10 protein-coding genes and 2 pseudogenes are annotated in these 13,650 nt (G+C 65.7%); 4 read left to right on the top strand and 8 right to left on the bottom strand.

Features of this window, described 5'->3' with window-relative positions; genetic code table 11:
- Positions 1–31 precede the first annotated feature (31 nt).
- From LK440_RS00860 to LK440_RS00825, 8 genes and pseudogenes are all read right to left on the bottom strand, one after another.
- A complete protein-coding gene (locus LK440_RS00860; RefSeq protein WP_005016388.1) occupies positions 32–760 on the bottom strand; it encodes an ABC transporter ATP-binding protein in 729 nt (242 codons plus the stop codon).
- A complete protein-coding gene (locus LK440_RS00855; protein ID WP_005016390.1) occupies positions 750–1,514 on the bottom strand; it encodes an ABC transporter ATP-binding protein in 765 nt (254 codons plus the stop codon). Before LK440_RS00855 ends, LK440_RS00860 begins: the two co-directional genes overlap by 11 nt.
- Positions 1,514–2,449, bottom strand: coding sequence for a branched-chain amino acid ABC transporter permease (locus LK440_RS00850; RefSeq protein ID WP_005016392.1), 936 nt, complete (start codon positions 2,447–2,449; stop codon positions 1,514–1,516). The genes LK440_RS00855 and LK440_RS00850 overlap by 1 nt, the downstream gene beginning before the upstream one ends.
- Complete coding sequence (locus tag LK440_RS00845) at positions 2,446–3,318, bottom strand: branched-chain amino acid ABC transporter permease (protein ID WP_005016395.1); 873 nt, start codon at positions 3,316–3,318, stop codon at positions 2,446–2,448. Before LK440_RS00845 ends, LK440_RS00850 begins: the two co-directional genes overlap by 4 nt.
- Entirely contained in the window at positions 3,311–4,468 is a 1,158-nt protein-coding gene (locus LK440_RS00840; protein WP_005016397.1) for an alpha-hydroxy acid oxidase, read from the bottom strand. The genes LK440_RS00845 and LK440_RS00840 overlap by 8 nt, the downstream gene beginning before the upstream one ends.
- Before the next feature lie 10 nt (positions 4,469–4,478).
- Positions 4,479–5,624: pseudogene (locus tag LK440_RS00835) on the bottom strand (ABC transporter substrate-binding protein).
- A gap of 100 nt (positions 5,625–5,724) precedes the next feature.
- On the bottom strand, positions 5,725–7,236 hold the full coding sequence (locus LK440_RS00830) for an indolepyruvate oxidoreductase subunit beta family protein (RefSeq protein ID WP_005016399.1): 1,512 nt from the start codon (positions 7,234–7,236) through the stop codon (positions 5,725–5,727).
- Complete coding sequence (locus LK440_RS00825; protein ID WP_005016401.1) at positions 7,233–9,371, bottom strand: thiamine pyrophosphate-dependent enzyme; 2,139 nt, start codon at positions 9,369–9,371, stop codon at positions 7,233–7,235. The genes LK440_RS00830 and LK440_RS00825 overlap by 4 nt, the downstream gene beginning before the upstream one ends.
- Before the next feature lie 153 nt (positions 9,372–9,524).
- Between LK440_RS00825 and LK440_RS00820 the strand changes: the two are divergent.
- The 4 genes and pseudogenes from LK440_RS00820 (at position 9,525) to LK440_RS00805 (ending at position 13,650) form a co-directional block, all read left to right on the top strand.
- Positions 9,525–10,438 (top strand): annotated as a pseudogene (locus LK440_RS00820) (LysR family transcriptional regulator).
- Between the two features lie 4 nt (positions 10,439–10,442).
- Positions 10,443–11,354, top strand: a complete 912-nt coding sequence (locus LK440_RS00815; RefSeq protein WP_005016404.1) for a LysR family transcriptional regulator — start codon at positions 10,443–10,445, stop codon at positions 11,352–11,354.
- 83 nt (positions 11,355–11,437) lie between these two features.
- Positions 11,438–12,613 carry a mandelate racemase/muconate lactonizing enzyme family protein gene (locus LK440_RS00810; RefSeq protein ID WP_005016406.1) on the top strand — a complete coding sequence of 392 codons (1,176 nt, stop codon included), beginning with the start codon at positions 11,438–11,440 and terminating at the stop codon, positions 12,611–12,613.
- Positions 12,614–12,660: 47 nt separating this feature from the next.
- Positions 12,661–13,650 carry a Bug family tripartite tricarboxylate transporter substrate binding protein gene (locus LK440_RS00805; RefSeq protein ID WP_005016410.1) on the top strand — a complete coding sequence of 330 codons (990 nt, stop codon included), beginning with the start codon at positions 12,661–12,663 and terminating at the stop codon, positions 13,648–13,650.

The raw sequence follows: 13,650 nt of genomic DNA, 5'->3' as shown, positions 1-13,650 counted from the left end.
TCGCGCTCTCCTGTATGGCGGGTAGGCGCCATCACAAACCCAGATAGGCCTGCATAACGCGGGGGTCGCGCAGCAGTTCCTGGCCGGTTCCCGCCACCGTGATGCGGCCTACCTCGAGTACATAGGCCTGATCCGCCAACGCCAATGCGGCGCGGACGTTCTGCTCCACGAGCAATACGGGCATGTCCAGGTCTCGCAGACGCGCCACCACCTCCAGCACTTCGCGCACCAGCAACGGCGCCAACCCCATGGAAGGCTCGTCCAGCAGCAGAACCTTGGGGCGGCTCATGAGCGCCCGGGCAATGGCCAGCATCTGCTGCTGCCCGCCCGACAAGGTGCCCGCCGGCAAGCCCCGCTTCTGCTGCAACACGGGAAACAGCGCGAACATCTCGTCCATGCGCTCGCGAGCCTGGCGGCCCCGCACATAACCGCCCAGCAGCAGATTGTCTTCGACCGATAGCGGGCCGAAGACCTGCCGCCCCTCCAGAACCTGGGCCAGCCCGAGCCGGACCCGGGTGTCGGCACTGGTGCGGCCAATGTCGTTGCCTAGAAGCTCGATGCTTCCGGCACGCGCCGGCACCAGCCCGGAGAGCGTGCGCAGCAAAGTGGTTTTGCCCGCTCCATTGGCGCCCACGAGCGCCACCAGTTTGCCGCGCGGCAGATCCAGGTCGATGCCATGCAACACCTCGATGCGGCCGTAACCCGCCTTCAGGCCGCGCACGCGCAACGCCTGCGCGGCGCTTGCGGTTTCATTCGGCATGGCTGACATCTTCGGCTCCCAAATAGGCCTGGATCACTTTTTCGTCGGCGCGTATCTCCTGCGCGCTGCCTTCTGCCAGCCGCCTGCCGTGATCCAGCACCAGAATGCGATTGGACACCTCCATCACCAGCCGCATGTCGTGTTCGACCAGCAGGATGGTGATGCCGCTGTCGGCGATACGGCGGATCAGCCGGGTGAGCTCGGCGGTCTCGCTATCGTTGAGGCCGGCAGCCGGCTCATCGAGCAAGAGCAGACGGGGCTCGCTGGCCAATGCACGAGCGATCTCCAGACGCTTGAGTACACCGAAAGACAATTGCGAGGCGTGGTGGGCGGCGTAAGCCCCCACGCCGGCCATCTCCATCCATCCCAAGGCATCCTGTGCCAGACGCCGGTCAGCCGCCCGTGTCCAGCCGAACAGCCCGGCCAGCAAGCCGGCATGCTGGCGCAGATGTGCGCCCAGCATGACGTTTTCGCAGGCCGTCATATTCATGCAGACCTGCAGATTCTGGAACGTCCGACTCACCCCCCGCCGCGCCAGCTGCTCGGGGGCTAGTCCGCCGACCGGCTTGCGATCGAGCAGGATGGCGCCGGCGCTGGGCGCATAGACCCCGCTGATGAGGTTGAACAGCGTCGTTTTGCCCGCGCCATTCGGTCCGATGACCGCATGCACATCCCCCTCCCGCACGCTGAAGCTGACATCCTGGACGGCGGCCACACCGCCAAAATGGCGGCTCAATCCCTGGACTTCCAGCATCATGACCTCCGGCGCAAAAGATGTTGCAGCGTGGGCACGAGCCCTTTCGGCAGAAAAATCATCGTCAGCATGAGGATGAGGCCAAAACACATCATTTCGTACTCGTGCAGCCCGCCCAGCAATTGCGGCAGCAAGGTCAGCAGCGCCGCACCCAGCACCGCGCCGAAGGTCGACGCCATGCCACCGAGCACCACCATGGTCGCCAACTCCACCGAATAGGTAAAACCTGCCAGCGAGGGCGTGATGAACCCCAGGTAATGCGCGCTCAGGCAACCAGCCAGCGACGTGAACACCGCCGAGGCGACGAAAGCCCTCACCTTGTAACTGGCCACGTTCACGCCAGCCACGCGCGCCGCGACTTCCGACCCGTGCAGGCCTCGTAAGGCTCGGCCGGCCTGTGAGGCATACAGATTCAGCGACAGCGCCACGGCGCCGAAAAGCAGCACCGCCGCCAGGCCGTACCACATGCCCATCCCCTCGACGGCATGGCCCATGACCTCCAGCGGCCCGACCGGCATGCCGTCGGGGCCGCCCGTCCAGTCAACTTCGTTGATGAGGACGATATTGACGATGATCCCCAAGCCAAGTGTGGCCATGGTGAGCGAATGGCCGCGCAGGCGCAGAATCGGCCGGGCCACCACATACGCCACGCCGTCCGCGCCCAGCACGGCGGCGGCCATTGCCAGCAGTGGCGGCCAGTGCAGATGGGCCGTCAGAATGCCGCCGCCATAGGCGCCGATGGCCACGAATGCCGCATGGCCGATACTGACCTGCCCGGCAAAATCCATCAGCAGATTCAGCCCGACGGCGGCAATCCCCGCCAGACAGATGCGGATCGCCAGATCCATGAGAAAGTTGTTGTTCAGCGCCAGGGGCAGCACAGCCAGCGCCACAGCCAGCACACATAACGAAGGACGCAGGGCGAGCGCTCTCATACGCGCTCCGAACTGCGCTTGCCGAACAGGCCCTGAGGCATGACCAGCAGGATGACGATGATGAGCACGAAAGGTACGGCGTCTTTGTAGGCCGACGAGACATAACCGGCCATGAAAGCCTCCAGCAGCCCCACCAGCAGACCGCCTGCTACCGCGCCCACGCCACTGCCGAGTCCACCCAGCGTGGCGGCGACGAAACCCTTCATGCCCAACATCAGACCCAGATCGTAGACCGTGGTGGTGATGGGCGCGGCCGTCACGCCCGCCACCGCGCTCAGTCCGGCTGCCAGGCCGAACGACAGCATGAGAATGCGCGAGGTACTGATGCCCACTGCTTGGGCGGCCAGGCGGTTGGCCGCCACGGCCAACATGGCCTTGCCCGTCAGCGTGAAGCGGAAAAAGACCGCACAGCCTGCCACCAGCACCAGGGACACGCCCCAGATCCACAGACTCTGCGGCAGCACATAGGCGCCGGCCAGCGAGATGGCATCGTCGCCGCTGAAAGCCGGCAGCGTGCGCTGGTTCTTGCCCAGCACCCGCTGCACGACTCCCTGGATGAAGAGCGACGCGCCGATGGTGATGATGATGAGCGACAACACATTGGCCTCGCGGGCCGGTCGTATCGCCAGAAAATAGAGCAACAGCCCCACGACAATGCCCACCGCCACCGCGGCGGCCACCGCGGCAGGCAGCGGCACGTGCATGGCAACCAGTGTGGCAGCCACCATACCGCCCACCATCAGAAAATCGCCTTGTGCGAAATTGATGATGCCGCTGGCGTTGTAGATGACGGAGAACCCCAGTGCCGCCAGGGCGTATATGGCGCCCGTGGTCAGTCCGGCGAAAACGAATTGCGCGAAATCAGCCATGCGAGCCTCGACTGTCGAAATCCCGATTGCATAGATGGATAGCGCCGAACTCGCCGGGCCGCACCACCCCCATGAGGGTCATGGTGCGCGCCAGCTCGGCAGCCAGAAGATTCAATACCTGTTGCACGCCGGCCTGGCCTCCTACCGCCAGGCCATACGCCATGGGACGGCCCACGAAGACGCCATCGGCGCCGCTGGCCAGCGCCCGCGCGATATCCGCTCCGCGACGAAACCCGCCATCCACAAAAAGCGGCATGCCTTGCCCGGCGGCGGCGCGCAGGCGCGGCAGCATGCGGATCGCCGACGGCGCAGCGTCCAACTGCCGGCCGCCGTGGTTGGACACAATGACGCCATCCACACCCAGACCGGCCGCGCGGCGCGCATCCTCGGGATGCAGGACACCCTTGAGCAGCAGCGGCCCGCGCCACAGCGAACGCAGCCATGCCAGATCCTCCCAAACCAGCGAGCAATCCATGGACCGCGCCAGCAAGGCCGCCTGGGCTTGGGGCGAGGCCTGTTGCTCCGGGGGCGCCAGGTTGACGAAATCCGGCGCGCCCGCCGCAGCCATCCGGGCCAGCCAGCGCGGGTGGCGAACCATGTCCCACAGCATGGCGGGGCCTGGTCGAAACGGCAGTGAAAACCCATTGCGCGCGTCGCGCTCCCGATAGCCGCTGACTGGCACGTCGATGGTCAGCACCAGCGCATCAAAGCCAGCCCGTTGCGCCCGCTGCACGATCTGCTCGGCCACGGCGCGTGCCTGCATGACGTAGAGCTGCATCCAACAGGGCCCCGACGTGGCCGCTCGCACGGCCTCCAGGGGACTGTTCGACGCCGTCGACAGCACATAAGGCAGGCCTGCCGCGCCGGCGGCCGCCGCCGCCAGCACATCGCCTTGCGGGCGCAACAGACCCGCCAGCCCGACCGGCGCTACGCCAAACGGCGCCGACCACGTCTGGCCCAGGATCTCGACCGCCGTATCGACCCGGCGCGTATCGCGCAGGCCTTGCGGCAGCAGATCCAGTCGATCGAGGTCCGCCCGATTACGCGCCAGGCACCGTTCGTCCTCGGCGCCGCCCTCGACATAATCGAAGACGAAACGCGGCAGCACGCGGCGGGCCCGCTGACGGAAATCTGCGACATTCAAGCTCATATGGGCCTCGTCAGGGCAGCGCCTGGAAGGCCCCCTTGCGGACCTCCACCATCCGGAAGGCGGAGATGTCCAGGCCCATGTGGTCCTCGGGCGTCATGGTGTAGATACCGCTGACCCCGACAAAACCCTTGGTTTCCTCCAGCGCCTTGCGCAGCTTCTCCGGATCCGTGCCGCCGGCGCGCTTGATGGCGTCGGCCACCATCAACATGCCATCATGGGCGTAGCCGCCAAAGGTCGACACTTCCACCTTGTGCTTGTCTTCAAAGGCCTGTGCATAACTGACGCTGACCTCACGCTGCGGGTCGCTGGCAGGCAGGCTGCGCGCGACTTGCAGCGCGGGCGATGGCATGCGTATGCCCTCGGCGGCTTCGCCGGCCAGACGCACAAACTCCATCGATGCCTGACCGTGGCTGGTGTAGAGCGGTTGCTTCATCGCCAGTTGCCGGTAGTTGCGCGCGATGATGGCGGGCGCCTGCCCCGTACCGAACACGAAGACAGCCTGCGCATTGCTCGATTTGATGCGCGTGAGCTACGGCGTCATATCGGTATCGCGTTCGCCGTACTGTTGGTCGTCGACCACTTCCACGCCCAGGCTTTGCGCAAGCTTCAGCGTCTCGGCCCGTCCGGACTTGCCAAAGCCACCCGTATCCGAAAGCAGCGCCATGCGAGTGACGCCGTTTTTCTTCATGTCCTCGATCACTTTGACGGCAGCCATGCGGTCGGAGTGCGGCATCTTGAACACCCAGGGCTTGACCGGCTCGACGATGACACTGGCTGCGGCCAGCGACACGAACGGAATTTTGGCGCTTTGCACCTGCGGCACCATGGCCATGGTCGAACCGGTGGTCGAGCCGCCCACGATCACATCGACACCGTCCTGCATGATCAGGCGACGCACGAAGGCGTTGGCCTTGTTGGCGTCGCTGGCATCGTCATACGGCGTCAGCGCCAGCTTGCGCCCAAGAACGCCGCCCTCGGCATTGAGCTTGTCCACGTACAGCTGCAGAGTTTTCTGCTCCGGGTCGCCCAGAAAAGAGGCCGGGCCGGTGGCCGAGACCACGGCCCCCACCTTGATCGGGGCCGGTTCGGCGTGTACCGCGCCGGCCAATACCGCGGCCGCACAGACCAAGGCGGCGGGCAGCCGCCGGGTCAACATGCGCTTCATCGTTTGTCTCCTAGTCGTTTTTGGGACTACTGGGCTTGCCCGCCGTCTGACGCGGCGATGCGGGAACAGCGTGCGGCCGGCTGGCCGCCAATCAGGAACTGGCTGCCTTGCGCACAAAGCGCAATGGCTGCTCGATCATGGGCGGGTCCGGCAGGTCCAGGGCACGCGCCAACGCCTTGCCCTGCGGGTCGGCCAGCGCGGCACGGCGAGCCGCCGCGATGCGCTCGGTCAGGTCAGGCACCGAGCCGCAGCGTTGGGTGTCGTCCAGAATGGCGCCGAGATTGCGATGCCCGCGCTCGCTGGTCTCGCCATAGCCCTTGACCAGATTGCCGCATAGCGCCAGCTCCAGCGCGGCGGGCGGCGATATGGGCAAAAGCGCCTGGACGTGCTGCAGCCAACGTTCGATCAGCGCCTGCTCCTGGTGGTAGCGCTCAGTGCGCGGACGCCAGCGGCGCAGGCCGCGCAGCAGACACAGCAGTGCAAAGCCGCCGACCGTGCTGGTGCGCACGTGCAGCCCCATGCCCTGCTTGCCCAGGCGCCGCGTCAATCGGCGGCGCAGCCACCCAGCCAGACCAGGGGGCAGCACGGAGCAGACCTCGTCCAGACCGGGCTTGAGAAACTCCGTGACATGCAGCGGCTCTTGCTGGCCGGCCCCCACCTCGCGCCGCACGCGCGCCAGGCGTTCACGTCGTGTCTTGAGGTCCGCCACGCGTATCACGTCCTCGTAGCTCATCCACAGCGCCAGATAGCGCGCCGTCTCGCGGCTGACATCCAGCGCGCCGCCGCCGTGCGCCTGTTCGGCGCGCAGCATTCGCTCGACACGATCCAGATAAAGACCGGCATAACGCTGATCCTGATAATCCGCCACCAGCTCAACGCCATGGCTGGCCACCTCTCGCAGGGCCGGCGGCAGCGCCGCCACCCGCGCCGGGAATGCGGTCGCCGTGCCCGGCATGGGTGGCGCTTCGCTGGCTGCCACGCCACGCGCCCTGTCGTAGCCGGCCGCAAAACCGGCCAGACTGGCCTGCACCGCCTTGCCGGACTGCCGGATGGCCGCTTCACAAGCCTGACGATCAAACGGCAAGGCCCCGCTGCCGGCCATGGCGCCAAAGAGCACGGTGTTGATGACGGTGCGGTGCCGTGCCGCGAGCACCGCCATATCGAACAGAATTGCCTCATGCGCCAGAGTCGCGGCCGCGCTCATGACGCGCTCGCCGTCATACCGGCCATCTCCCATGGCCGATTTCTCCGACACCGCATACTCCCGGTGGGTCGAGGCCACCAGCACGGTTTTTTGCGGATGCACATAACCGCCTTGCAGCATGCGTCCGGCCTCGACCAGCTCCGAGGCGGCGACGATGGAGACATCACCGGGGTAGGGAACCAGCGAAAACACCGGCTCGCGCCCGCACAGTTCGGCGCGGGAAACCGGCAGTATCTCCAGGTAGTAGTTGGTCGCGCCGGTACGCTGCGCCACCCCCGGCACGGAGGTGCTCTGCACCGGAAAACCCTGCGCGGTGGCCGCCGCGATGATCCAGTCGGCCAGTACGCCGCCGCCCTCGCCGCCCAAGGCGGCGATCAATATGGTCACTGGCGCCGTCATGCCGTCACCTCGCGCGGCAGACGCGCCCGCCCGGCCATGGCGTGGATCAGCCGTTCACGCCAGCGCGCCAGGCGCCGCTCCCATCTCCCGGGATTCTGAACGATCTCGGCCTTGAAAAACGACGGACACAACTGCGCGGCATGCGCGACCTCGCCGCACAGTCCGCAACCCACGCAGCCCTGATTGACCGTGGCCACCGGATCGCTGCGCAGCGGGCTGGGATTGGGCTTGACCGACAGCGACGGGCATCCTGAGAGCCGGATACAGGAGTGGTCGCCCGTACAGACATCCTCATCGATGCCAAAGCGCGTGCGCACCACCCGCAAGCCCTGCTTGAGTCGTTGGGCGTTCTGCGGCTTGATCCGGCGCTGGCGCTCCAGCTGGCATTCGCCGTCGGCGATGATGACCTTCAGGCCGCCCTCTTCGGTGGTCATGGCTTCATCCAGGGTGCGCTTCATATCCGCCACCTGATAGCTGGGCACTTTGCGCAGCCATTTCACGCCCACCCTACGCAAGGCCGTCTCGATATCCAGCGTCAGCGGTTTGGCGGCCGGCTGCGAGGGCGAGGACGGAATGGCCTGCGTGCCGGTGGCCGAGGTGTAGCCGTTCTTGAGAATGACCAGCACCGAGTCCTGGTTGTTATACATGGCATTGACCACGCCACTGGTAAAGCCGTTGTGCCAGAAACCGCCATCGCCCATGACGCTGACCACGCGCCGGCCCATCAATGGCGCGATGCCCGATGAGCTCGCCAGGCCCAGCCCGTAACCCAGCACGGTGCTGCCGATGTTGAACGGCGCCAGCGTGCCGAACGTGTGGCAACCGATGTCGGCGCTGACATGCAGGGGCCCGAGCTTCTGCTGCACCATTTTGATGGCCGAGAACACCGGCCGCTCCGGACAACCGACACAGAAGCCCGGTGGACGGTTGGGAACGGGCTCGCCCAGCGCCTGCACGGCCGCCTGCTTGTGACCGGGCAGCCCGCCGGCGGCCGCCGCGCGGCTGGCATCGGGCTGTGCACGATCCAGATACGCGGCAACACCACGCAGCATGACCTCGCCGTTGTACTCCCCGGCCAGCGGAAAGACATCCTTGCCATGCACGCGCGTGGGCAATCCCGCGCGCCGCAACATGGCGGTGAGCGCCTCTTCCAGATAATTCGGCTGCCCTTCCTCCACGATCAACACCGCATCCTTGCCGGCGCAGAATGCCTGCAACGCATCAGGCACCAGGGGATAGACCACATTCAACACATGAATCGGTACTTCACTGGCACCAAACACGTCGGCCAGTCCGAGTTGCTGCAACGCGCGGATCAGGCCGTTGTACAGCCCGCCCGGCACGATGAGACCCAGCTTTTCACGGGTACCCGGAAAGGTTTCGTTCAGGCCCGCGCGGCGGATGTGCTCCAGCGCGGCCGGCCAGCGCACCTGTACCTTCTGGCGCTCGTGCTCGTAGATGGAGGGCGGCAGATTGATGCGCGAGTAATCGAACTTGCCTTCACGCAGCGCCTGGCGCGTGGAGATGGCCGGGGCCACATTGTCCTTGCACACAAAGCTGCCGTGCACATGACAGGCGCGGATACGCAGTTGCATCATCACCGGCGTCTGGCTGGCTTCGGACAGCTGGAAATCCTGTTCGACCGCGTCGACGATGGAGGTCAGATTGGGCCGCGGGTCCATGAGCCAGATCTGTGACTTCATGGTAAACGCATGCGTGCGCTCCTGGATGATGCTCGAACCATCGCCGTAGTCTTCGCCCAGGATGATGAGCGCCCCGCCGGTCACCCCGGCCGAAGCGAGATTGGACAGTGCATCCGAGGCCACGTTGGTGCCCACCGTGGACTTCCAGGTTACGGCGCCGCGCACCGGATAGTGAATCGAAGCGCCCAGCATCGCCGCCGCCCCCGCCTCGGATGCGCTGTTCTCGAAGTAGATGCCAAGTTCGTCGAGCAGGTCGCGGGCGTCGCCCAACACATCGATCAGATGGGACACGGGCGCCCCCTGATACCCGCCGATGTAGCTCACGCCCGATTGCAGCAAGGCCTTGGTGACGGCCAGAATGCCTTCACCATGAAAGACCTCCCCCGCGCCGAGTGAAAGACTGCCCACTTCGCGTGCGAATGAACGCTCCATACCCCTTGTCTCCCGGGCGGCTTCGCACCGCCATCATCGATTTGAAGGCATAGTAGGAGTGGAACTACAATCTAAACAATCGATGTCCGATATGTTTCATATCGATGTGATCGATAGATAAAACAAGGCGCCAGACGCCACGGAGACAGCGCCATGGACACCCCAGCCGAGCCGCGGCTCGACCTCAATCTCGTCAGGCTCATGACCGCAGTATTCGAGACTCGGAGCGTCAGTCTCGCTGCCGAGCGGCTGGGCCTGACCCAGCCCACGGTCAGTTATGGGCTGGCCAAACTGCGCCAGGCCTACGGCGACGCGCTGTTCGTGCGCGACGGCCGCGGCATGGCGCCCACCCCGCGCGCCGAGCAGATCTACCTGGCCTTCCAGGAAGCCCTGGCCTGTATCGACAGCACCTATGAACTCGCCAGCCCGTTCGACCCGGGTAGCACCACGCGGCGCTTTCGCGTGGCCATGTCGGATATCGGCGGGCTGTGCTTTTTGCCGCCGCTGGTCGCGCATATGCGCAAGGTCGCGCCGCTGGCCGATCTCGAGGTCGTGCAGATGCCGGTCGACACCCTCATCGAACATCTGGCTGGCAGCAAGGTCGATGCCGCCATCGGCAATCTGCCCATGTTGCACGAAAAGCTGCACAGCCGCCTGCTGTTTCGAGAGCACTATGTCTGCCTGATGGCTCAGAGCCACCCTGCCTCGCACAGGGCCTTGACCCTGACCTCGTTCCTGGCGGCGCGCCACGTGCTCGTGACGTCGCCTTTTTTGCGCACCAGAATGTGGAAGACACATTGCGCGCCTTCGGCATACACCGAAAAATCGCCCTGCGTATCCCGCATTTCACCATCCTGCCCGGGCTGATCGCGCAAAGTGATCTGCTGGCGACGCTGCCTCTGCGCGTCGCGCGCGTGTTCGAATCCTACGGTCAACTGTGCAGCCGGGACCTGCCCGTAGACATCCCCGAGTTCGAAGTCCGTGTGCATGTCCACACTTACCATGCATCCCAGCCCGCCGTTCAATGGTTTGCGGAACAGATCGTGCTGGCTTTGCAGGACTTATGACGCCATGAGCACTCTGTCTCAACTTGATATCGCCGCGCTTCGCCTGCTGATCGCCATCGCCGACCAGGGCAGCATCAGCGCCGGTGCCACGCGCAGCCATCTGTCGGTGGCCGCGGCCAGCAAACGCATCAGCGATCTGGAGGCCCGCGTGGGCACGGCTTTGCTGCTGCGCCACAGACGCGGCGTCAAGCCGACGCCTGCCGGCGAAATTTTCATCGCCCACGCACGGCGCATGGCCACGCTGGCCGGGGCGATGGAAGAAGACCTGCGCGATTACGCCAACGGTGTCGAGGACCGGGTACGCATCGTGGCCAACTCCGCCGCCATCGTGCAGTTCTTGCCCGAAGACCTGCATGGTTACATGCAGGGCAATCCGCGCGTGCGCATCGAACTCGAAGAGCACACCAGCCGTTCTGCGGTCGAACAGTTGCAGACCGACCGCGCCGACCTGGGCCTGTTCGACGGCGGCTATGCCGCCGCCAACCTGCATTGCCATCCCTATCGCGCCGACACGCTGGTGTGCGTCACCCATCCGCATCACAGGCTGGCGCGCGTACGCGGGGCCCTGCGCTTTGAGCAGACGCTCGAGCATGACCACGTCGGGCTATACCGAGGCACCGCCATCCTGACGCAGATGGAGCGCGCCGCCGCCCAGGCCGGACGCAGCCTGCGGCTGCGCATTCAGGTCACCAGTTTTGATGCGGTCTGCCGCATGGCCGAAAGCGGCATTGGCATTGGCATCGTGCCGGCCCGGGTGGCGCAATCCTATGTAACGCTGCGGCGGCTGCGCCAGATCCGGCTCAGCGACAGCTGGGCACACCGGCAACTGATGTTGGGCTGGCCCCAGCAGCGCGAGCCCTCGCCGGGCGCGCAAGCCCTCATTGCGCATCTTCTGGCCGCACCTGCCTTAACCTAAGTCGAAAGCAGTTTGATAAAAACGCGATTGTCCACCGAGCCACGAACGTCCTATAACGCGGAAAGCCCATCACGGAGACAATCATGCAGCAGATCGGCGCGGACATAGACATCACCCGGGTGTCCGCCATCCCCCTTAATATCGACGTGGGCATGCCCGTGCCTGGCGGCGAGAAACGCAGCAACCTGTCCTGTGTGCTGGTACGCATCGACACGGCATGTGGCCTGAGCGGCTGCGGCTTCACCGCCATCACCGAAGAGGAAGTCGTCGCCGCCGCGATCGAACACGTCGCCGCCGATGCCCTGCTGGGCGAGTCGGCCATGGACAGCGAGAAGCTCTGGGAAAAGCTCTACTGGCTCCTCACCCCGCGCGGCCAGAGCGGCTATGCCAGCCACGCCATCGCGGCCATCGACATCGCCCTGTGGGACCTCAAGGCGCAGCGACTCGACCTGCCGCTGTGGCGGCTGCTGGGCGGGGCGCGCGCGCGCGTGCCGGTCTATGCGACCTTCGGCTTCAACTTCCTGGACCGGGAGCAACTGGCCGATGCCGCGGCGCAATGGGCCGCACGCGGCTTCTCACGCCTGAAAATGACGGTTGGCAACCACGGTCTGCAACGGCGCGACGAGCCGCGTCCTCTGGCCGATCTCATCCGCGAAGACGAGGCGCGGGTGCGCGCCGTGCGCGAGCGCGTCGGCCCCGATGTCGAGCTCTGCATCGACGCGAACTGCGGCCTGGACGCCTACCATGCGCGCCGGCTGGCTCAGCGTCTGACCGACTGCGATATCGCCTTCTTTGAAGAGCCATTGGCTCAGAACGACGTACACGCCCTGGCCGACTTGCGGCGGCGCGCGCCGATGCCGCTGGCCGCGGGCCAGAACGAAGGCCTGGCGTCTCGCTTTGCCGATTTCTTCCTCGCCGGCGCCCTTGATATCGCTCAGCCCAATGTCGCGATCACCGGCGGTTATACGCAATGCCTGCGCATCGCAGGCATTGCCCAGGCCTGCAACGTCGCTATCGCCAATGGCGGAGCCTGGCCGTTTCACAACATGCACCTGCATGCCGGCCTGGCGCATGGCGGATTCATCGAGTACCACACCGTCGCGGTCAAGGTCTGCGAACAGCTCTTTGACGGTCTGCCGCAACCACAGGCCGGCTGGCTGCCTCTGCCCGACACGCCCGGCCTGGGTTTCACCCCGAACTGGGAGCGCATCCAGGACATCGCCCGGCGCCCGCTATCGCGCGGCCACGGCAAGCACTGACCCATTCATCCACGATAAGCCGCGCCATGACGCGGCGGGAGACAACCATGCAATGCATTCGCCCCAAGGGGAACCGGGCACGCGGCTGGCTAGCCGCCTTCTTCGCGTTGGCCCTCACCTGTAGCGCGCAGGCTGCGCCGTGGCCTGCCCAGCAACCGATCAGGCTGATCGTGCCGGCCGCGCCCGGCGGCTCGCTCGACATCCTCTCCCGCCCCTTGGCCACGCAGCTGGGTGCCATCCTGGGTCAGACCGTCATTGTCGAGAACCGCGGCGGCGCCGGCGGCATGCTGGGGGCCGATTACGCCGCCAAGGCCACGCCGGATGGCTATACCTTCCTGATGGGTACCGTGCACCACGCCATCGGCGCGACGGTCAACCCGAATCTGATGTTCAAACCCGAGCGCGAACTCGTCGGGGTGGCTAGTATCGGCACGACGCCCAACGTCGTCATCATCAACAACAAGATTCCGGTCAACACGCCCCAGCAGCTCGTTGCCTGGATGAAGCGAAAGAGCGATAGCGCCAACTACGCCACGGGCGGACCGGGCACGTTGCAGCATCTGAGCATGGAATGGTTCAAGGCGATCACGGGCGTCAAGGCCGTCGCCGTGCACTATCGCGGCAGCGCCCCGGCCATGAGCGATCTGCTGGGTGGACAAGTGGACCTGATGTTCGAGACCATGCCGCTGGCCCTGGCGCAGACCCGCTCGGGCGCGGTGCGCGCCATCGCGGTGACCAGCCAGGCGCGGGCGCCGGCCTTGCCGGATCTGCCCACCCTGGACGAAACCGTGGCGCCCGGCTTTGCCGTCTCGAGCTGGTACGGCGTCATGGCGCCCACGGGCACGCCTCCTGCCCTCATGGATCGCATGCATGACGCCATTGAACAGGCCCTGCAGACCCCCGAGCTCAAGAAAGTCTGGGAGGGTGCCGGCGTGCAGCCGCAGCCGATGTCGCGCACGCAATTCCAGAATTTCTGGCTGGAGGACATCCAGCGATGGGGCAAGATCGCGCGAGAAAACGGTATTCGCCTCGAGTAA

This window comes from Bordetella holmesii, from assembly GCF_020735985.1.
In the GTDB taxonomy this organism is placed as follows: domain Bacteria; phylum Pseudomonadota; class Gammaproteobacteria; order Burkholderiales; family Burkholderiaceae_B; genus Bordetella; species Bordetella holmesii.
Note: the sequence above shows the minus strand (reverse complement) of the source record. Positions and strands in the feature narration are given on the sequence as shown.

Coding starts and splice junctions, on each gene's coding strand:
- LK440_RS00855 (WP_005016390.1), bottom strand. CDS start 1,514: ATGCTGGAAGTCCAGGGATTGAGCCGCCATTTTGGCGGTGTGGCCGCC.
- LK440_RS00805 (WP_005016410.1), top strand. CDS start 12,661: ATGCAATGCATTCGCCCCAAGGGGAACCGGGCACGCGGCTGGCTAGCC.
- LK440_RS00845 (WP_005016395.1), bottom strand. CDS start 3,318: ATGGCTGATTTCGCGCAATTCGTTTTCGCCGGACTGACCACGGGCGCC.
- LK440_RS00850 (WP_005016392.1), bottom strand. CDS start 2,449: ATGAGAGCGCTCGCCCTGCGTCCTTCGTTATGTGTGCTGGCTGTGGCG.
- LK440_RS00830 (WP_005016399.1), bottom strand. CDS start 7,236: ATGACGGCGCCAGTGACCATATTGATCGCCGCCTTGGGCGGCGAGGGC.
- LK440_RS00815 (WP_005016404.1), top strand. CDS start 10,443: ATGAGCACTCTGTCTCAACTTGATATCGCCGCGCTTCGCCTGCTGATC.
- LK440_RS00860 (WP_005016388.1), bottom strand. CDS start 760: ATGCCGAATGAAACCGCAAGCGCCGCGCAGGCGTTGCGCGTGCGCGGC.
- LK440_RS00840 (WP_005016397.1), bottom strand. CDS start 4,468: ATGAGCTTGAATGTCGCAGATTTCCGTCAGCGGGCCCGCCGCGTGCTG.
- LK440_RS00825 (WP_005016401.1), bottom strand. CDS start 9,371: ATGGAGCGTTCATTCGCACGCGAAGTGGGCAGTCTTTCACTCGGCGCG.
- LK440_RS00810 (WP_005016406.1), top strand. CDS start 11,438: ATGCAGCAGATCGGCGCGGACATAGACATCACCCGGGTGTCCGCCATC.